Here is a 20,452-nt window from a genome sequence, read left to right as displayed (position 1 = left end):
GATTATTCTTTTAGGGAGAAGGAAAATATATGGGAGACACGTCCTCACTAATAACCGTCTTTTTATGCATTGCACTACTAATATTTTGGCGTCGTTATCGCTCCATGCATAAGCCAATAAAGGGATCAGGAAAACGTATTTTATGGCCATTACTATTTTTAACACCAGGTATTGTATGGTTTTTAGGTCCCGTACATCCAGCTATATTACAAGTAATTATAGCGGTATTCATTGGTGTACTTTTTGCTGTACCGCTTATAGTATTAACAAATTATGAACGAAGAGATGATGGGAATATTTATACGAAAAAAAGTGCAGCTTTTTTAATTACTTTTATTGTACTTGTCTTTTTAAGATATGGTTCAAGACAATTTATCGTTGATTTAGATCAACAAACGATTGGTTTATTATTTTACGTTGTTGCAGTATCGTATATTTTTCCTTGGAGAATTGCCTGTTATATAAAGTTTAGGAAAGTTTGGCTGGAAAATAATAATCATGCTATATGAAAACTTCTCATTTGAGAAGTTTTTTTATTTTTACAGGTAAGCAAAACAAGTTGTTGAAGGGCAGGCTGTCATAGAATATGATACATATTATAATGAGGAAAAGTTGAGGGGATAAAAATGCGTACAATTTTACTTTTTCTAAACAACATGTTCATTAGCGAAATCGAGGACATTAGGCAAAAACATGATCCTTTATTTGGATTAATTCCACCGCATATTACAATTGTATTCCCATTTGAAAGTTCGATTTCAAATGATGAGCTGAAATTACATATTATAAATGTATCAAAACCGATACAGAATATAGAAATTGAATTTAAGAATCAAATTACAAGTGAAAGAGAATATTTGTTTTTACGAGTTGAAAAGGGGAAAGAACAAATAGAGGAACTAAATAATATTCTATATACAGGACCTTTATTACAATTTTTGAAAGAAGACATTCCGTACATCCCGCATGTAACAGTCGGAAGAAAAGAAAGTGTCGCGTTAGCTGCTGAAGTAGTGAAGGAGATTCCTAGTTTTCATGGGAAGTTAAATTGTGTGATTGATAGAATAAGCGTGGAGCGAATTGGAGAGAACGGGGAATCAATTATTGAATTTGAAGTGCCATTTCTAAAAAGCTGACAAAAGTCAGCTTTTTATTTCGTAGCATGAAGTAATGCACCAATTGCACCGCTATTACCACCATCTTGTAAAAAGATTGGTGTTTTATTTTGATATTCGGTGTAGCTACTAATAATATGTTGAAGTTGTACGTTATTACATAAAGTCGAACCAATATAAATAATATGTTCAATGTTTTTTGTTTCAGCGAATTGAAGGCTTAATGCAGTAACGACTTCACCGACAAGTCCTTGTACAGTAGCTAGTATATCGGAGCTACTATTATTTGATTCTGTAATGGCTGCTTTTCCGAAGTTACTAGCAGTTAAGTTATTATCGATAGGGGAAAGAATACCACCATAAATATCTCCAACCGTAATATCTAGTTCTTTTCTAGATCCTACTTTTGTTAGAGGGATTACATCTTCAAAATGATCTATATTTGTTAACAATTTTGAAAGTCCCATAATAGTCCCACCGCCAACTCCGGTTCCACCAGCGCGAATATATTGTTCATTATAAACGTAATGGATAGAAGTACCTGTACCGATATTGGTTAAAATAAAATTGCGTATAGCATGTTTTTCTTCTTTTAATATGTATTGGACACCTGCAAGAGTAGCTTCAAATTCGTTTAGCTCTATTATTTTATATGAACCTGTAAGCAGTTGCTGTAATAGTTTCGATTTACCACCCGTAATACATATTTATTTTATGCCATTGTTGTTTTTAATCCAATCTATTATTTTATGTTGTTCATGTGAATAAAATTTTTCAAAAGTTAATAGCCTTTTTTCGTTAAAATAAGCTATTTTCGTTAATGTGCCTCCAGCATCGATACCGATAGTACGTTCCATTTTCCTGCTCCTAACTACGTAATATGTTTTCCTATTTATTTTTAATTGGTTGAGAATAGATATTCCCAACTGATATAAGGAACAATTTAATCTGCTTGATATATTAATAGTTTTTCTATAGTTACAATAGGCTGGTCGTTTACAGTTGCAGTACCTTTACCAAGAACAAAACCTCGGCGATTGCGCGTTAGTTCATAATGTAAATCAAGTTTATCACCGGGATATGCTTTTCCTTGGAATTCAACTCCATCTAAAGAGGAGAGGAATCCTAGTCCTTCAGAATCACTTGTATGTACAAATGCACTAAGCTGAGCAAGTGCTTCTACAATTAACATATGAGGCATATGTTTTTGATTATCATTTATAAACCATTCGTTATTTGTAATGAGTTTATATCCTGTAACGGATTCACCTTGTTTTACATTTGTTACTTTATCAGTCATTAAAAATGGATAACGATGGGGAAGAGTGTCTTTAATATGCATATGAAAGTACCTCCAATTAATAATACCCCTGCTAAATTTAAGCAGGGGAGTGGGAACTAATTTTTAACTAATTCATTTACTTTTTCAAGAGTGAAAATGCCGCTATTTCTAATGTTTTCAACAACTTGTTGCAACACTTCTTTATCTTGAACGAGTGCAATACGTACGAAGCCTTCTCCGTGAGGTCCAAATGCATGACCAGGTGTAACAACGACATTCGCACGATCCATTAATGCATAAGCGAAGTCTAGAGAAGTCCATCCTTGTGGAATTTCAGCCCAGACAAACATACTACCAGCTGGCTTATCGACATTCCAGCCAAATGTTCGGAATCCATCGACTAAAGTATCTCTCCGTTCTTGATAAATATCGCGGTTTTTCTCACAAAATACAGCGCCATTTCTTAGTGCTGCAGATGCCGCTTTTTGAATTGGTAAAAATACACCGTAATCGGTATTAGATTTAAATTGAGTAAGTGCACGAACAATTTCTTCGTTTCCAATCATATATCCAATACGGCTACCTGCTAAACTATAACTTTTTGACAAAGAATTGATTTCTACACCAACTTCTTTAGCACCATGTACAGAGAGGAAGCTAATTGGCTTATTACCATCGAAATAAAATTCAGCATAAGCAAAATCATGGACAACGATAATATTATGCTTTTTCGCGAATGCGATTACTTCTTTAAAGAAATCTTCATGAGCCATTGCTGGAACGGGATTCCCTGGGAAGTTTAAAATCATCATCTTCGCTTGATCGGCAATTTCTTCAGGGATGACTCCTAAGTCTGGTAAGAAATCATTCTCTTTCTTTAAAGGCATGTAGTAAGATGTTGCACCAGCCATTTGAATACCTGTTTCATAAGCTGTATATCCTGGATCAGGAACTAATATAATATCACCTGGATTTGCATAAACCATAGGTAAATGAACGAGCCCGTCTTGTGAACCCATTAATAATAAAACTTCTTTATCCGCATTTAATAAAACGTTATGAGTGTTGTTGTAATATTCAGTTACAGCTTCGTGAAATTCTTGAATACCTGATAATGTATACCCGTAGCTCTCTTTCTCACTCGCTGTATGTACCATTGTTTCTCTTACAAAATCAGCGGGCGGCATATCAGGATTTCCGATGCTCAAATCAATCATGTTATGACCTGCTGCAATTTTTTCTTTTTTATAGGCTCCTAATTCACTAAATATAGAAGATTGGAATGCTTTCATTCTAGTTGCTAACGTGTAAGTCATCAAAACCCCTCCTAAAACAGTGCTTTCATTCTGCGTTTTTAATTATTCTGAAAACACATGTTTATATTTTATCATTTTTTTATGAAAATTAAAACGATTGACAAATTTAGAGGAAGGATTAGCCTATTTTGAAAAGTATCGATGTAAATAGCGTAGACGTGTTAATTGAAATGTCTATTATAGGATTCATTTTATATAACTTAAGTTATTTTATAGTTTTTATTAAGTATTTGTGGAAGATTTCTAAAGTGAAATAACGCAGAAAATATTTTCTGCGTTTCCTCTGAAATGTAATCATTTCTTTTTATACGTGCATAATTTTTCAGCTGTCAAAAAGTATACATTTAATGTACCGTCGGCAACTTTTAAAGTTTGCTCTGATGTAAATGAATTACCATAATCAATGTGATATACATTAGAATTTTTGACAAATGAGCCTTTATATAAATCGTCTTTATTCTTTGTGGTTTGCATTTCTACTAAATTTTGCACAATTTCCTCTTTATTTTCTTTTTTGACAACTGTTTCAAATTTATAATATACAGGGCATTCACCATTTTTATTGTCAACGACTTCCCAAGAACCGTATATATCGTTATTGCTGCATCCACTAAGTAGGATGATTAGTATAGGAATTGTAAGTAGAACCTTTTTCATTTTGTGCTCCTTTCTTTTAAATTTGAATAAACGTGCGAATACGATAGGGATATTATAATAAATAAAGTTTAAATTTTTTTAAAGAATTATTTAATTTCATATAAAAATTTAGGAGAAATTAAATAAGCATGAATCTAGTGTAAAGTCAGATTCATGCTAGTACTATAGCCTATGTTATGTCTTTTTTGAGGATATATAAAGAGGAAAGCAGAAGCACTATTCCATTTATTATATATACGCTTGCGATCATAAAGGCTAACGTACCTGCGCCAAATCCTGCTTTATCGAATATAGAAGCAAATGTTGCGATAGTCAAAAAGATAATGGGAGTCAGTAGTAAAAATATGAAACCTGCCACGATTCTTTTTTTAAAACTATGTCCAGATAAGGAAATGGCTAAAAAGTTTAGGATGCTAAACAGAGCAATTGCAAAGAGCAGGACAATAAATACTTGGATGCCATCAGACATGTTACCACTCCTTTTATAAAGAGTACTCTTTATAATCTATTCGAAATAAAAGAGGGCTACTCCTTTAGATAATTTCAATAAACGTAATAAATAGGCGTATTATAAAACAAAGAAGTATGGATTCAATATTATATCCATACTTCTTTGTTTATTTTATAAATTCGCAGATTGCGAATGCTGTTTTTCATAATGTTTCTGCTTAGAAAGGGAAATAGAAATAATCAATAATGAAACGACTCCGAAGATGAGAACCATATATTGTAACCCAATTGTATCTAAGAAGAACCCTGTGCCAAGTAAGACGATTTGGAACATAACCCTCTCAAACATATTACGGAATGAGAAGAGGCGACCGTGATAACTTTTTTCAACTTTCGTTTGGAAAATTGTCGACATAATAGGGAAGAAGCAGCCAACGCTAAACCCAAACAAACCAAATGATGTAAGAGCCATCCATTTTATATCGCTAAAGAACAATGAAAGGTGTGCAAAAGCAGTACAAACTGCGAAGAAATATAGTAATTTTTCAGGTTTGAAATGATCAGATAGACGTTTAATTACGAAGGCACCTAACATAAATGCGACACCTTCAATTGTATATATGAACCCTTTAATCGTAGGATCATGTTGCATTTCGCTAATGTTAATAACCATTAAATTAAACCCAGCTATAAATAATAGAGGGATAATACTTAATATAAGTGCTGTAAAAGCAATAGGAATTCCTTTTAAAATACGAAATACTTCCATAAAGCTATTATCTTTTGCAGCTTGTTTACTTGGTGTTGTTGATTTCTTGTCTTCGAATTGTAGGAAGAAAGTCGAGAGGAATAATAAGGCGTATGCTGCCATTGAGAAGGCATACATGTACTGTAAACTCATCACAACTAAAAGAATTCCACCTAGTGAAGTACCTGCAATACGAGCGATTGTACCAACATTCATATGTACACCATTCATTTGTAATAACTCATGCTCACGTACGATGAGTGGAATTACAGATTGTAATGCAGGGAAATAAAATGCTGCTGAAATTTGAAGAGCAACCATAAATGCAATCATAAATGCGATACTTTCAAATTGAATAGCAAAAAACATGAAAATAACACTTAAAACTCGACCAAACCCAGCGTAAAGAAGAACTTTTTTCTTTTCATACTGATCGATGACACGGCCAGCCATAGGTCCAACTAGAACACCGGCTAATAGTCCGATAAATAATATAACTGATTTCATGAAATCAGAAGGGACATATTTTTGCATAAATTCAAGGTTGCCAAGAATACCAAGCCATAATCCTAGACCTGCAATAAACTCCCCAATTAAAACAATCCAAACGTTTTTATTACGCCACATAACATAAAACCTCTCCGTCTTTTAAAATGAAAAACTCGTATATAAAACCTCCTTATTTATGTAGTATTTTTATACGAACTTTTTTAGAGTCAGAGTCTATATTACGTGTTTCATAATTGGATTTCAATCTTTTTGATTTGTCAAAAATTTGATGCGTTAATTGATGAAATAAGTGAATTAAAACATAAAAAATTTATGATTAAAGCTAATAGAAAGTAAGGGTACATATAAAAAAGCAAGAACGTATAACTACGCCTCGCTTTTCTCAAGTACAAAATTAAATATTAGATTCACTTAGCAACATTTACGCTCTTGTCCAATAGCTAAAGCGCTAAAAGATAGTGGGCCAACAACTTCTGCGCTTGCACCACTAGTAAGGTTTTCTACAGTTAATGAATATTCGTGTGTTCCACTGCTAACGTTTTGATCTATAGCTTGAAATGTTTGTACGTAGAATTGTTCAGAATCTGTAGATTCAATACCTACTTGTGCATTAAAAATTTCAATATTATCACGGAAAATTCGGAATAAAACTTGTGAAGTCTCAGTTATACCTTCTACACCAATTGTAGCGATTAATTCTACTCGATTATTACGTGAATCTCTACTTGAAATTCGCAATTTCAAATTTGCTAAAATTGCTTTATTTGGAGAAGCTGGGATTGCAAAAGTTGTTTCACCAGTTTTACTTATAGGCTGAGTAGCTTGGTAATCAATGATATGAGTCATATTCTTCACCTCCTCATATACTAGAATATGAAAATAGTGAATAATTAGTTTGGACAAATACTAGATTATTTAATAGAGTCAACAATAATTATTGAAAAGAAGAAATTCACATAAAAGCATTAAGAATATATCACAATAAGATGATATTTTTCTTAATGCTTTTTGTAATTAAGCAGAATATTCTTCTTTACGTACTTCAAAAAATTCATTACGTCGTAAGTAATTATAAATTTTCTCTGAAACCTCTTCTTCTTCAGACACTAAGAAACGATGATCAAAAGCGTAGAAAGATTGACCTTTAATTAATTTTACGTAATACATATTAAACGCCTCCTGACACTAGATTATTACTTGCTTCATATTATGATGGCCTATATGTCTGCTAAAAATACTTGGAGTTTCAAAGGGGATAAGTAAAGGGATGAAAGAGCTTACAATTCTGTAAGGTTTATGTCACCTTTTTCGATAGTTTGTATTTACCAGTTTCTTCTATAATGCAAATAGGTTACATAAAATAAGGGGGTAAAAAGATGGATGAAATAATTGGAGAAGTTGTAGCTGGTATTTGTGAATTTGTAGTGGAAGTAACAGCGGATGCTATAGGAAATTTAGTTTCTGGAAATGATGAGGAAAAAGAAACATTATAATAATTTGTAAAAGAATAAAGTTGATCAAATTATAAAGGCTGATTTCTAAAGGGAAATCAGCTTTTTTATTTTTTACATTATATTAATTTAATTTGAATATTCATTTGTTATCATATTTAAGAAGCCTATATAAGGAGGTGAATAAACAAATATGTCGAATTCAGGGCCTGATTTATCTGTTTCTCGTTTGATTGTGGTAAATATAGAGGAAAAAGAATATCATTTTATTGTTCGTGAACATCCGATTGTAGGGAAATTTATATCGCTATTTGAAAATGGGAAAGAATACGGTTTAATAGATAAACAAATCGCTAATAAAGATAAATTTATTATAGCGGAGCTTACTAAGTTAGATTATTTTAATATAGATGTTTTATATCTTACACCTGGGTGGATATGGATTGGTATGGATCAATTTGGTTTACATGCTCGTGAGGCTACTTATAACGAAGTAGATGTTATTATGAAGTTGAAAGAGGATTTATATTATATATATATATACGAATAAATAAAAATGTAGTAAATATTTATTCAGGTTAGGGGGGAAGTTCCCATAGTCTTTTTTTTGTTTAATAATAAAGTGAAAAATTATATTATTTTAATGAAAGGTAAATATGATAAGAAGTGAGATGAAAAGAGGATTTGAAAATACATTAAGAGAATTGTAGTAATTATATGAGTCGTATATGTAAATAACAATAGAAAGAAGATGATAATATGAGTAAAGAAGAGCTTGTGAAAAAACAGTTTGGCAGCAATGCAGATAAATATGTAAATAGTAAAATACATGCTAAAGGACTGGATTTACAATATGTAGTTCAACAAGTTGAGTCTCGTCATAATAATCGTCTTCTTGATGTTGCTACTGGTGGCGGGCATGTGGCAAATATGTTAGCACCTATGTTTGAAGAAGTAGTTGCACTTGATTTAACAGAACAGATGTTAGAAAAAGCAAAAGTTTTTATAAAGCAGAATGGTCATGAAAATGTATCTTTTGTAGCAGGAAATGCAGAGAATTTACCATTTGCAGACCATTTTTTTGATACAATTACATGCCGGATTGCAGCCCATCATTTTACGAATCCGGCTCAATTTATTTATGAAGTAAATCGTACGTTGGAGGATAATGGATTATTCATCTTAATAGATAATGTTTCGCCAGAAAATAATGAATATGATACATTTTATAATTTTATAGAAAAGAAGCGGGACCCAAGTCATGAACGAGCTCTAAAAAAGACAGAATGGGTTACTTTATTAGAAAAAAACGGTTTGCAAATGCAGTCATGTCTTACTTTTGATAAGAAGTTTGATTTTGACTGGTGGTGTAATATGATGGATGTCCCTGTACAAAAGCGTGAAAAATTAACAGAATGTATGATGAAAGCACCAAACGAAATGAAGGAATATTTTAATATTCAACTTAAAAATAATAAAGTAGATTCGTTCTATACTGAAATGGCTATGTTTATATGTAAAAAAAGTACAACATTAAAAAGATAAATGTGTTGCAGTCTTTCTGAAGTACGATATACTTAGTACAGAGAAACTGTGAATTGAGGAATAGTTATTATGATTCGTGTACGCATTGAAGGTACTGAGGAAGAAATGCTTGAATTTATGGGGAAAATGCCAGACATTCCTGGATTTGAAAAGACACATATGAGAGAGCCAAGAAAAGGAAATAACCCGAAATACGATTCAAGTAAAAATGTACTAGCATATTTGTTTTATAAAAAGATTGAAGTCGCCAATAAATAGGCGGCTTTTTTAGTTTGCACTGTTTCACCGCCTTGTCTTTTTCACATAATAATAATAGTAGATTATGCTGAAGAGGGGTGAGAATAGTTAATAAGAAAATCATCTTTTTTGGAGACTTTGGTATTGATGACGCCGTAGCGTTAATTTATGCAAATAAAACATGTAAATTAGATATTCTAGGTATTGTTGCAGAGTACGGGAATGTATCACGAGATATCGTTACGGAAAATGTTTATTTTTTAGAAAGGTACTATGCTACACAAGTGAAAATTATTGAAGGTGCGAGTAGGCCGATGACAGCTGAAGAACCTTTGTTTTTCCCTGAAATCCATGGGGATCATGGTTTAGGTCCTATTATTCCACCTGAAATGAGAATTTGTAAACGAGAAAATTTTTGTGAATTAATCAAATTAATCGAACCTTGTCCAGAAGATATTATAATTGTGGCGACAGGAAGACTAACGACGCTTGCTACGTTATTTTTATTGTATCCAAATATAATGGATCGTATTTGTTCGTATTATATAATGGGCGGCGCTTTCCTATTTCCAGGTAATGTTACACCAGTATCTGAAGCGAATTTTTATGGTGATCCAATTGCAGCAAATATTGTTATGAAATATGCGAAAAACGCTACTATATACCCGTTAAATGTAACACAGGGTGCGCTTATTACGCCTGAAATGGCCAATATAATAGATAAACAAGGAACTGGACAGGCGAAACTCATTAAACCAATGATTGATTTTTATTATGAGAATTTTTATAAAAAAGAATATCCAGGTATTGGTGGAAGTCCCATACACGATTTACTACCGTTTGTCTCGTTTATAAACGATAGTATTTTCGAATATAAAAAATCGGCAGTGTGGATTAGTACGACAAATGATGTGACTAGGGGCCAAAGTGTAGCTGACTTTAGAAAAATAGCTGAACCAACAAGGTTTGATGATCGGCCGATTCAGAGAATTGCTGTTGGTTTTAACTATCCTGCTTTTAAAGAAGAGTTTATGCGAACAATATTGAAGCCAGATTGTCCTTAATGTGTGTAATAACAAGTCGGATAAATCGTTAGTTCGAAAAATAGTTTATCGGTGTGTATTATTCTCAAAAATCTTATAGTTGAGCAGCATGAATAACTTATGAAAAATGTCACATAACTAATGGTAAGCAATTGTTTCTAATTATATTTTGATTGGTTAAATATAAAGGAGGTTATTATATGATCTGGTCTTTAATCGTTGGTGGTTTATTAGGATGGTTTGCAAGCTTAATTACTGGAAGGGATGTACCAGGTGGTGTAATTGGTAATATTATTGCTGGTATTATCGGTTCTTGGGTTGGTTCGAAATTACTTGGTAGTTTTGGTCCAGTCATTGGCGGATATGCAATTATTCCAGCTTTAATCGGTGCGATCATTTTAATTTTCATCGTAAGCTTCTTATTACGAGCAATGCGAAAATGAATGTAAGGACTGTTTACATTTGTAAGCAGTCCTTTTTATATGTTATGCTAGTATTATACAATCAGGAGGTGTCAGCATTGAAAACATTCACAGTAAATTTCCATCAAGAAGATAATGCTAAAGCGACAACAGTACATAAATTAAGTGAAGAGGACTTCAATAAAGCAACTGAAAAAGGTACTCGTCATTTATTTGATTTAGATACAAACGTTGGCTTCTTCGTATTCTTTGATGCAGAAGATGCAGAAGGAAATGATCAATACTTAATGTTACAATATGAAGGAGATCATGAAGAACCAACTGCGTGTTATGGATTTGATTTAAAACTATACTATCAATTTTTAGCACTATACTTAAATGATCTGGAATACCAAGGTGAAACAGATGAGGAAGAGGAAGAATATGGTCCAATTCATCATTTAGCTCACTTACTTTATCATATTGTTGAAGACGGTAAGTCAATCGAAGTGTAATATACATATTTAAAGCTGTCCTTTTGGGCAGCTTTTTTATATGACATTGAAATGGTGTACTTTGAGCTAAATAAAGTGAAGCTTTAATCAGTGGGTGGTTCGTCCCCACTGATTATTAGCCCTACCAATCGGGCTTTTACGGGCAGCCCTTACCCCCATCTAACTTCTTTGCTTCGAAGTGGGGATCTTACTGCCCGGCAAATAGCGGGATAAATTAATAATAGAAATTTATTTATTAAGTAGGATTATTTATTACTTTCATGTTAGTATCGTAAAACACCTGTTATAATGATTGTAATTAAATTCATGGAGGCTAATTCTATGCTTGTAGATGTAAAAGCTTTTATTAAAGCTGCAGGTTTAACATGTATTTCATCATTAAGTGGAGATAATACATTTGCTTATAATTTTGAAACTGTAAAAAGCACTATCGCTACATTTTTTAAGAAACTAAGATTTACCGTTTAATTTCATTTCAACCAGTAGGAAAAGAGTAATCACTTCCTACTGGTTTTTTTCTGTTTCAAGGAGCTGTTGTGACGGCATATTTTCAGCTATAGATAGAGGATATTATCATTGAGAAGAGAAGGTTTAAATAAGGAGATGAATACAGTGATTAACAATATAATTCCAAGTTTTTTGAAATTATGGGAAAGTGACGATTTAGAATTAGAACTCCTTAATCGCTACTTTACTTCGCATTCAGAGATATTTGAAGAATACTTTAAGTATCATTGTCCTAAAACGAAAGAACGTCTTTCTAATGCCATTAAACAATATCCCGCAAAAATAGAAGATATTCATATTATTGCAGAATCATTACCAATCATTATTCAAGAGGTAACAAATGAATATCGTAATAAATATAACTTTGATGTAAATATGAAATTCCATGTATTCGTTGGAGGATTTGGTTCAAATGCATTTGTAGAAAGGGAAATCATTGGAGACATATTTTTTGCGGCAGAAAAATTATCTCCAGATTTGAATCATCTTCGTGTTATTGCTGCTCACGAAATAGGTCATATATATCATAATGTTATGCTACAAAATACTGGAATGGATTGGACTAGGGCTGAATGGACCGATGCGTCGGTAAGTTTGTATCGTGAAGGTGTTGCAACTTATTTATCAAAAAAAATCGTTAAAGATTTAAATGAGTCTGTTTACTACTCATATAATAGTGACGGTGATCTATGGCTACAATATTATAAAGAAAATGAAGAGAAAATAAAGAAACGTTTTTTACAAGATTATGTTGAAGGATGGACAGATGAAAAAGAGAAAGAATGGTTCCGTTTATCAGGAGGTAGTTACTTCGGATATAACAGACTTGGTTACTTTTTAGGAACATCTTTTGTAACATATTTTGTACAAGCCTTTGGAGAGAATGAAGCACTGACTTTTTGGAACAAACATAATTTGAAAAGTAGTGTAATGGGTTGGTTATCGAAATGAATAAGATGCAATAGGGGGGTAAAATGATGAAAGGGTATTTGAAAATAGTTATGTTGTTTTTGGCTATAGCATGTATGTTTGCGCTAGCAGCATGTAATGGGACAGACGAAAAAAAGGAAACAAATCCAACCTTGGAAAATAATAAAAATGAACAAAGCAATTCTTCAGAAGAACAGAAAAATCCTGAAGCAAAACCAAGTAATGAAAAAACAACAAAACCATCACCTGAGCCAGATTCGAAAAATAGAACACTTAATCAAAAATCAATTAACCACGTTAAAGATTTGTTTGAACTAGCAAAAGAAGGAAAGGTACCTAATGTGCCATTTGGAGCCCATACAGGGGATATTGAAGAAATTGAAAAAGCGTGGGGGCAAGCAAATAAAACCGAATATGCAGGGAATGGAATGTACGCAACTTTTACAAATAAAAATGTTGTTTTCGGATTTAATAAAGGGTCACAAGTTTTTGATGTACGCTCATATCATGCAGAACTAAAATTGATTACATTACAAGAAATTGAAAAAGCATTAGGAAAACCATCTTCAGTTAAAGAGAATGGTGAAGATAAAATATATGTATACAAAGTAAATAACCAGTATGAGCTGAAATTTGTCATTCCAAAATCGAATGGTAAGGTAGATCATATTTCTGTATTTTCACCAGAGGATAGTATTAATAAAATGGCAGGATAAGAAATTAAGTGATTTCAAAAACACCTCACTTTATTGAAGTGAGGTGTTTTTAGTTGTAAATAAGGAACGTCTCCTGCCATATAAAACATACTTTCATATGCGAAATACTTCACTTTTGTTTTTTAATATTCATCCAATAAGAAATATTGATCTACTGAAAAAGTAGTAACCTATAAATTATGTGTAGGCTGGTTCATGATTTTTTTACGTTCTAAATTTTGAACAAACAGTGCTTGAACAATACCTCCAATTAATAAGAAACTAGCACAAATATAAAACAGCATACTTCCATTTAATTTACTTAATAAAACTGCACCAATAACAGGTCCACACGTTCGAGATATATCCCAGTGTATACCGTAAATTGAAAAATATAAACCACGTTTATCATGAGGTGCAATTTCTGAAACGAATCGCAATAAATGGTTTAAAGCAATACTTTCTCCAATGACTAAAAAGAGTAAGGTGAAGAACAACGACAATATCGTCGTTGAATAACTAAAGCCAACTGCAGCTATCGTATAGCAGGCGTAAGAAATAAGGATGATTTTCGCCATAGAAAATCGTTCAGACCATTTTACGAGGAAGATTTGTAGAATGATTTCCAAAATGGCTTTGCATGTTGAAATAAATGCGAGTATGAATACGAGATTAGGAAATACATGTTCTGCAAAAATACGATAATTCGTCTCAGTTTGTGCATAAAAAAAGCTAATAGGAAGTGTAGAAAACATAAGACCGAATATGGCGTAATGTTTAAAAACAAATTGCTTTGGTGAACTTGCCTCAATTGTTTGTTTCGTCTTACTTATAGTCGGAACGGTTTCTGGGAGCTGGGTCCAAACAACAACGGCATATATCGTAAGGGTTACACTTTGCACGATAAATAAATATTCTGGGTGAGTATTATAAAAACTTGCACCGATTAAAGGGCCGATTACGGATCCAATTGCTCCCATCGTTTGTAGGAGAGCAAAAATTTCTGCTTGCTGCTCTTTTTTTGTTAAATCAGCAATTTGTGCACGTTGAGCCGGAATATATAAGGAACGGCCAATGCCATTAATGACATATAACAGTGCAAATATAAAAACGGATTGAGCGAAAACGAAACTACCGATTGCAACACTTTGTAGCAATAAGCCGAGTAACATAATCTTTTTCCGGCCATATTTATCAGTAATTCCTCCAGCAATAAGTGTAAATAAAATGTCTGAAAGTGGCTGTAATCCGAAAATCAGCATAGTTATTATTACATTGCCGTTTAACATTTTATTAACGTAAATAATCATAATGATAGCTAGCATAGATTCAGTCGTTCGGGTTAATAATTCACCACACAGTCTAATAAAAATAGGTTTATTGTAACGAAGTAAGAGATAATTCAATATTAATTCCTCCTTTCTATATTGAAATGATAAGATGAAAGAAGAATTGGAAAAAGGGTAGAAACAATAGGGAGTATTTTTCACCTTTTAGGGGGATTATGATGTTTATTTTAGATCAATATATTGAACTATGGATTGCTTATGGAAAAGGGAAAAAAGAGGGAGAACGATTGGAAGTAACAGTGCAAAATATATCTGAAACATTATTTTGTACAGAGCGTAATAGTAAATTAATTATAAAAAAATTAGATGAGTTAAATTGGATCAAGTGGTTTCCAGGTCGCGGCAGGGGAAATCGTTCCAAGTTAATATTTCAAAAGCACCCGATGTCTTTAATTTTAGATAGAGGAAAAGAAATAACGAAAAAAGGGGATGTGAAAAGCGGAAGCATATTTGTGGAACGCTATAGCTCACATTTTCCGTCAGTAAAGGGAGAATATCACTGCTGGGTAGATTCAATATTTGGTCATAAGATTGAAATGACATCTGAAGGGAGAAGAGATGTACTCCGGTTGCAAGTACAAATGAATTTAGATATCACATTAGATCCTGTATACGCTACAATGCGTTCAGAATGTCATATGGTAAAACATATATTCGACACACTCGTGTATGTAGACGGTAATACAAACATTATAGAGCCAAGACTTGCATTTCACTGGGAATATAATGACGCTGAAAAAATATGGACGTTTTATTTACGAAAAGGAGTTCACTTTCATAATGGAAAACAACTTACTGCACATGATGTTATATACTCATTGAATCGATTTATGAATCTGGAAAATAATGCACACGCATGGATGTTACAACACGTTGAAAGTATCCGTTCAGTGGATGACTACGTTGTCGAAATTCAATTACAAACGGAAAATAAAATGTTTTTACATATGATAAGTGCAGAACAGTGTTCTATCGTGAGTGAAGATGAAGCAGGAGAGCTAATTGGAACAGGGTCTTTTCAATTATATAAAAGTAATGAAAATCTGTTCATTTTAGAAGGTCATCCTTTATATTTTCGTGAAAGACCTTTTTTAGATCGTGTTGAGTTGTGGAATGTAGAACAAGGTGTAAGTACATACGATATTTTAGTAAAGGCGCAGTATAAAGATAAAGAAAAACATAATAAAGAATTGTCTCGGCTTGAGTCGAACGTGACATATATAACATGTAATCTTACGAAAGAAGGACCAATGCAAGATGAGTTATTTCGGAAAGCGTTATATAAAATCATTCATGGTTATACAATCGTTCAAGAACTCGGCGGAGAACGTGGAGAAGTGGCAAAGAAACTAATATTAGCAGGTGAAAGCATTGTAGAGATTGAGGAAGATGTAGAAAGTTTAATTAAAAGGAGTACTTATCATAATGAAGTGCTACAGCTCTACACATTTACAGGACGAGATCATGTTGAAGATGCACAATGGATACAAAAAGAGTGTGCGAAGTACGGGATTCGTGTAGAAAATAATTTTCTTGATATAGAAGAGCTATTGGAAGTAAGTACGATACAAAAGGCTGATATGATGCATGATAGTGCCACAATAAGCGAACGAATAGAAGATAGTCTATTATATATGTTTCTTACAAAAAATAGTTTTATTCATGGACAAAGCAACATGGACTTTTATGAAAAGTTGTCTATTTATTTTAAACAAGAAGAATTAGAGAAAAGAGTTACATTGTTACGCGATATTGAGGATACTTTGTTACGTCAAATTCATATTATTCCTTTGTATCGTAATAAACAAGAGGTAAGTACACATGAAAAAGTCCAAAATATAATGATTAATTCACAAGGTTGGATTGATTTTTATAATATTTGGTTTAAATCTTGATATATAAGGGCTTTTGCGCATTTTCATAAGATGTGTAAGAGTCTTTTTTGTATGTAAGAATAGGTTTGTTTTACACATTGTTACGCTACTTGTGATAAAAGTCTATTTACAGCGTAACAGTGTTATGTTACATTGTTATCAGGAAGGAGTGTTATACAGTTGAGTACAGATTTGATTTCAAAAAAAGATTTATTAGAACTAACTGGCATTTCATACGGACAGTTATATAGGTGGAAAAGAAAAAATTTAATACCGGAAGATTGGTTTGTACGAAAGTCAACATTCACGGGTCAAGAGACATTTTTTCCGAAAGAAAAGATATTAGAGCGTATTGATAAAATCCAAACGATGAAAGAGGATTTATCACTTGATGAACTAGCGAATATGTTTTCACCGAGTGTGAGAGAAATTCTTTTAACAAAGGAAGACATTTTACGTAAGGGGATTGCATCAGAACCAGTTTTACAATTTTTCATAGAACAAACGAATAAAACAGCAGAGTTTCAATTTGTAGATATTCTTTATGTGTACATGTTAGAAGAATTATTACAATCGGGAGATATTAGTTTAGAAGAAGGAAAAATGGTCTTGCAAGTTTTACGTGAAAATTATGAAGCAATTAAACATAAAAATTGTGATTTAATCATTGTACGAAAGTTAGGGATTTCTACATGTTTATTAGTTTCAAACGTGGAAGATTTAATTTTTGAAAAAGGCACTAAAATCGTTTTACGCGAAGCGATTATGAAATATACCGAAGCATTAAAAACGAAATTGTTGTAGTGGAGGAGAAAGTATGCGTACAGATAATTTGATTATAAATGGTTACGGTTCATCGAATGGTGGCGAGTTTCATAAAGTGCAACTAAACGGAAAAGGTACTGTGAATGGAAATGTTGAATGTGACCAATTTGAATGTAACGGTTACGGTGCCGTTACTGGAAATTTGAAAAGTAGCAATGCAAGAATTAGTGGATCAGGTAAAATCGACGGTACAGTTCATGCTGAAACGATGCGAATTGATGGAAAAGCAACAATTACGCAAGATGTGAAGGCAAACAGTTTGAAAATTGCAGGAAAAGGTACGGTAGGTGGAAATGTCACTGGTGAAGAATTTAAAGTCAATGGTCAAGCGACAATTGATGGTAATTGTGAAGTGGATACGTTTTCTTCAGAAGGACAATTTACAATTGGTGGATTACTAAGCGCTGATGAAATAAATATTAATATTCACGGTACATGTCGAGCGAAAGAAATTGGTGGTCAAACGATTAAAGTAAAACATAGACTAAGTACTTTTAGTAGGCTGTTTAAATCAGTATTTGGTATGCAATTAGAGGCTGAACTATTAGAAGGTGACAATATCGATATTGATTATGCTCACATAAGAACGGTAAGAGGAAATAATGTTACGGTAGGACCGAACTGTGAGATTGAACTGATCGAATATACGGGTGTTCTTACTGTTGATAAAAGCGCAAATGTAAAAGAAATGAAGCAGATTTAATGGAAGGGAGAAAATGATATGGAACATCAACATAGTCTTACTGTTAATGGTTCTGGTAGTTCAGCAGGCGGAGATTATAATAAAGTGAAGATTCGCGGTGAAGGAACGATTTCTAATGACATGAGCTGTAATGAATTTAAAACGTACGGAACGAGTGAAGTGTGCGGTAATATGAAAGTCAAAAGTTATGTCGTGTATGGAGATAGTGAAGTACAAGGAAATGTAGATGCGGAATATGTAAAAGTATACGGAAATACACAAATGCATAGTGATGCTCATATTGAAAAAATAAAAGTAAGAGGTATGATAGAAGTTAAGGGGAAATTAACTGGTGATTTCGTAGATGTGAAAGGCGCTTTAAATGTAAAAGGAGATATTGAAGTTGAAGAACTGTCACTAACTGGTGGCCTTGAAAGTGATGGATTACTTAATGCTGAAAATATTGAAATTTCACTTCGTTATGAAGGTAGCAAAGTAAGAGAAATTGGCGGTAAGAAGATTACCGTTCGTAAAAAAGCGAGATTTATTCCATTTACAAATCATGCTGGAAGCCTCCAAACGTCTATCATTGAAGGAGATGAGATTTATTTAGAGCATACGATTGCTGAAGTAGTAAGAGGAAATAATGTTACAATTGGTCCCGGATGTGAAATTAGTGTTGTAGAATATCATACTAGTTTTAATCAAAAAGGTAATGCAGTCGTAAAGGAACATAAACAAATATAAGTAGTACGAGGGAGAGCAAGGTTATGGTTGAAAAGAATAATAAGCTCGGCTTTGTTGTAGCGGGCTTATTGCTAGGTATTTTAATGGCATCAATGGATAATACCATTGTCGTAACAGCGATGGGAACAATCGTTGGTGATTTAGGAGGCCTTGAAAACTTTGTATGGGTCGTTTCTGCCTATATGGTCGCAGAAATGGCAGGTATGCCGATATTCGGAAAACTATCAGATATGTATGGTAGAAAGAGGTTCTTTATTTTCGGTTTAATCGTCTTTATGATTGGTTCGGCGCTTTGTGGTACTGCTGAAAATATTACACAGTTAGGGATTTATCGTGCCATTCAAGGTATTGGCGGCGGGGCATTAGTGCCGATCGCGTTTACTATCGTTTTTGATATTTTCCCTCCTGAAAAGCGCGGGAAAATGGGTGGTTTATTCGGAGCAGTATTTGGTTTATCAAGTATTTTTGGTCCGTTGCTTGGTGCGTATATTACAGATTACATAAGCTGGCACTGGGTATTTTATATTAACTTACCGCTTGGCGTTTTAGCACTTATTTTTATTACATTCTTTTATAAAGAGTCACGAGTTCATAGAAAGCAAAAAATTGATTGGTTTGGCGCAATTACTTTAGTTGGTGCAGTAGTTTCTTTAATGTTTGCGCTTGAACTTGGCGGACAAAAGTATGATTGGGATTCTAACTTTATTTTAAGTTTATTTGGTGGATTCGTTATTTTAATTATTGCATTCATTTTTATTGAACGTAAAGTAGAAGAACCGATCATTTCATTTGAGATGTTTAAACAACGTTTGTTCGGAATGAGTACAATTATTGCTTTATGTTACGGAGCTGCATTTATGTCAGCAACTGTATACATTCCATTATTTATTCAAGGTGTATACGGTGGCACTGCAACAAACTCAGGATTATTACTTTTACCAATGATGTTAGGCTCAGTCGTAACAGCGCAGTTAGGTGGTTTTTTAACGACAAAGCTTAGCTACCGAAACATTATGATCATTTCTGCGGTTATTATGCTAATTGGACTATTTTTATTAAGCACATTAACGCCAGAAACAAGTCGTGCATTATTAACAGTGTATATGATCATTATCGGATTTGGAGTCGGTTTCTCATTCTCTGTACTAAGTATGGCAGCTATTCACAACTTCGGTATGGAACAGCGCGGATCTGCGACTTCGACGAGTAATTTCATTCGTTCATTAGGTATGACACTTGGTATTACAATCTTCGGAATGATTCAAAGAACAGGTTTCCAAGATCAATTAGAAGAAGCATTTAAAGGTATGAGTGGGGGAATGAATACAAACACATTAGGGGATTCAAGAGCCATTTTATCAGAATCGGCAAGATCTCAAATCCCTCCGCAAATATTAGATAAGATTATTGATGCTCTTTCTAGTTCAATTGTTCAAACATTCATGTGGGCATTGGTACCAGCTGGATTAGCATTCATATTCATTTTCTTTATGGGAAATGAGCGCATGGTAATTAAGAAACAACAAAAGAATAAAAAGAGCGAAACATCAAAAGCGTAATGAAAAAGCTCCTT

24 protein-coding genes and 1 pseudogene are annotated in these 20,452 nt (G+C 33.1%); 16 read left to right on the top strand and 9 right to left on the bottom strand.

Going from position 1 to position 20,452, the window contains the following annotated elements:
* The first annotated feature begins 29 nt into the window (after positions 1–29).
* Entirely contained in the window at positions 30–509 is a 480-nt protein-coding gene (locus BUA87_RS06055; protein WP_000502966.1) for a CcdC family protein, read from the top strand.
* 117 nt (positions 510–626) lie between these two features.
* The gene (locus BUA87_RS06050; protein WP_071714214.1) at positions 627–1,136 is read left to right on the top strand and encodes a 2'-5' RNA ligase family protein; all 510 of its coding nucleotides are present in this window, start codon (positions 627–629) and stop codon (positions 1,134–1,136) included.
* 14 nt (positions 1,137–1,150) lie between these two features.
* Here BUA87_RS06050 and coaW read toward each other — a convergent pair.
* The 8 genes and pseudogenes from coaW to BUA87_RS06010 all read right to left on the bottom strand — a co-directional run bounded on the left by coaW (position 1,151) and on the right by BUA87_RS06010 (position 7,245).
* A pseudogene (gene coaW / locus BUA87_RS06045) lies at positions 1,151–1,972 on the bottom strand (type II pantothenate kinase).
* Between the two features lie 86 nt (positions 1,973–2,058).
* Positions 2,059–2,457 (bottom strand): 3-hydroxyacyl-ACP dehydratase FabZ family protein, encoded by a 399-nt coding sequence (locus BUA87_RS06040; RefSeq protein WP_072938764.1) that lies wholly within the window; start codon positions 2,455–2,457, stop codon positions 2,059–2,061.
* A 56-nt stretch (positions 2,458–2,513) separates the two neighbouring features.
* The gene (locus BUA87_RS06035; RefSeq protein ID WP_000222704.1) at positions 2,514–3,713 is read right to left on the bottom strand and encodes an LL-diaminopimelate aminotransferase; all 1,200 of its coding nucleotides are present in this window, start codon (positions 3,711–3,713) and stop codon (positions 2,514–2,516) included.
* Between the two features lie 294 nt (positions 3,714–4,007).
* A complete protein-coding gene (locus tag BUA87_RS06030) occupies positions 4,008–4,370 on the bottom strand; it encodes a hypothetical protein (protein ID WP_000757024.1) in 363 nt (120 codons plus the stop codon).
* A 169-nt stretch (positions 4,371–4,539) separates the two neighbouring features.
* A complete protein-coding gene (locus tag BUA87_RS06025; protein ID WP_001279472.1) occupies positions 4,540–4,839 on the bottom strand; it encodes a hypothetical protein in 300 nt (99 codons plus the stop codon).
* Positions 4,840–4,992: 153 nt separating this feature from the next.
* Positions 4,993–6,195, bottom strand: coding sequence for an MFS transporter (locus BUA87_RS06020; RefSeq protein ID WP_000269261.1), 1,203 nt, complete (start codon positions 6,193–6,195; stop codon positions 4,993–4,995).
* A 294-nt stretch (positions 6,196–6,489) separates the two neighbouring features.
* Positions 6,490–6,924 (bottom strand): exosporium protein ExsC, encoded by a 435-nt coding sequence (exsC, locus tag BUA87_RS06015; protein ID WP_000148797.1) that lies wholly within the window; start codon positions 6,922–6,924, stop codon positions 6,490–6,492.
* Positions 6,925–7,092: 168 nt separating this feature from the next.
* Complete coding sequence (locus tag BUA87_RS06010; protein ID WP_000291905.1) at positions 7,093–7,245, bottom strand: YqbF domain-containing protein; 153 nt, start codon at positions 7,243–7,245, stop codon at positions 7,093–7,095.
* 477 nt (positions 7,246–7,722) lie between these two features.
* On the opposite strand from BUA87_RS06010, the gene BUA87_RS06005 reads away from it, so the two are divergent.
* The 9 genes from BUA87_RS06005 to BUA87_RS05965 all read left to right on the top strand — a co-directional run bounded on the left by BUA87_RS06005 (position 7,723) and on the right by BUA87_RS05965 (position 13,423).
* Positions 7,723–8,079 (top strand): hypothetical protein, encoded by a 357-nt coding sequence (locus BUA87_RS06005; protein WP_072938762.1) that lies wholly within the window; start codon positions 7,723–7,725, stop codon positions 8,077–8,079.
* 209 nt (positions 8,080–8,288) lie between these two features.
* On the top strand, positions 8,289–9,074 hold the full coding sequence (locus tag BUA87_RS06000; RefSeq protein WP_072938760.1) for a class I SAM-dependent methyltransferase: 786 nt from the start codon (positions 8,289–8,291) through the stop codon (positions 9,072–9,074).
* 69 nt (positions 9,075–9,143) lie between these two features.
* Positions 9,144–9,332, top strand: a complete 189-nt coding sequence (locus BUA87_RS05995) for a DUF3970 family protein (RefSeq protein ID WP_072938758.1) — start codon at positions 9,144–9,146, stop codon at positions 9,330–9,332.
* Positions 9,333–9,409: 77 nt separating this feature from the next.
* The gene (locus tag BUA87_RS05990) at positions 9,410–10,375 is read left to right on the top strand and encodes a nucleoside hydrolase (protein WP_001223685.1); all 966 of its coding nucleotides are present in this window, start codon (positions 9,410–9,412) and stop codon (positions 10,373–10,375) included.
* Positions 10,376–10,554: 179 nt separating this feature from the next.
* Complete coding sequence (locus tag BUA87_RS05985) at positions 10,555–10,797, top strand: GlsB/YeaQ/YmgE family stress response membrane protein (protein WP_025118015.1); 243 nt, start codon at positions 10,555–10,557, stop codon at positions 10,795–10,797.
* A gap of 77 nt (positions 10,798–10,874) precedes the next feature.
* The gene (locus tag BUA87_RS05980; protein ID WP_025118014.1) at positions 10,875–11,270 is read left to right on the top strand and encodes a hypothetical protein; all 396 of its coding nucleotides are present in this window, start codon (positions 10,875–10,877) and stop codon (positions 11,268–11,270) included.
* A 321-nt stretch (positions 11,271–11,591) separates the two neighbouring features.
* Positions 11,592–11,738 carry a hypothetical protein gene (locus BUA87_RS05975; RefSeq protein WP_000959551.1) on the top strand — a complete coding sequence of 49 codons (147 nt, stop codon included), beginning with the start codon at positions 11,592–11,594 and terminating at the stop codon, positions 11,736–11,738.
* A gap of 135 nt (positions 11,739–11,873) precedes the next feature.
* On the top strand, positions 11,874–12,728 hold the full coding sequence (locus tag BUA87_RS05970; protein WP_072939494.1) for an aminopeptidase: 855 nt from the start codon (positions 11,874–11,876) through the stop codon (positions 12,726–12,728).
* Between the two features lie 23 nt (positions 12,729–12,751).
* Positions 12,752–13,423 carry a YjgB family protein gene (locus tag BUA87_RS05965; RefSeq protein WP_072938755.1) on the top strand — a complete coding sequence of 224 codons (672 nt, stop codon included), beginning with the start codon at positions 12,752–12,754 and terminating at the stop codon, positions 13,421–13,423.
* A 170-nt stretch (positions 13,424–13,593) separates the two neighbouring features.
* On the opposite strand, the gene BUA87_RS05960 is transcribed toward BUA87_RS05965, so the two are convergent.
* Positions 13,594–14,808, bottom strand: a complete 1,215-nt coding sequence (locus BUA87_RS05960) for an MDR family MFS transporter (protein WP_061660911.1) — start codon at positions 14,806–14,808, stop codon at positions 13,594–13,596.
* Positions 14,809–14,909: 101 nt separating this feature from the next.
* On the opposite strand from BUA87_RS05960, the gene BUA87_RS05955 reads away from it, so the two are divergent.
* The 5 genes from BUA87_RS05955 to BUA87_RS05935 all read left to right on the top strand — a co-directional run bounded on the left by BUA87_RS05955 (position 14,910) and on the right by BUA87_RS05935 (position 20,438).
* Positions 14,910–16,646: an ABC transporter substrate-binding protein gene (locus BUA87_RS05955; protein ID WP_000470196.1), complete on the top strand. Its 1,737-nt coding sequence runs from the start codon at positions 14,910–14,912 to the stop codon at positions 16,644–16,646.
* A gap of 159 nt (positions 16,647–16,805) precedes the next feature.
* Positions 16,806–17,429, top strand: coding sequence for a YhbD family protein (locus BUA87_RS05950; protein ID WP_000102245.1), 624 nt, complete (start codon positions 16,806–16,808; stop codon positions 17,427–17,429).
* Between the two features lie 13 nt (positions 17,430–17,442).
* The gene (locus BUA87_RS05945; protein WP_001258371.1) at positions 17,443–18,153 is read left to right on the top strand and encodes a bactofilin family protein; all 711 of its coding nucleotides are present in this window, start codon (positions 17,443–17,445) and stop codon (positions 18,151–18,153) included.
* 18 nt (positions 18,154–18,171) lie between these two features.
* Complete coding sequence (locus BUA87_RS05940; RefSeq protein WP_000401031.1) at positions 18,172–18,879, top strand: polymer-forming cytoskeletal protein; 708 nt, start codon at positions 18,172–18,174, stop codon at positions 18,877–18,879.
* 23 nt (positions 18,880–18,902) lie between these two features.
* The gene (locus BUA87_RS05935) at positions 18,903–20,438 is read left to right on the top strand and encodes an MDR family MFS transporter (RefSeq protein ID WP_000229635.1); all 1,536 of its coding nucleotides are present in this window, start codon (positions 18,903–18,905) and stop codon (positions 20,436–20,438) included.
* Positions 20,439–20,452 lie beyond the last annotated feature (14 nt).

The sequence above is a fragment of the Bacillus sp. bc15 genome (assembly GCF_900142585.1).
Taxonomy (GTDB): Bacteria; Bacillota; Bacilli; order Bacillales; family Bacillaceae_G; genus Bacillus_A; species Bacillus_A cereus.
The sequence above is the reverse complement of the archived record's forward strand: the minus strand, read 5'-3'. Positions and strand labels throughout refer to the sequence as shown.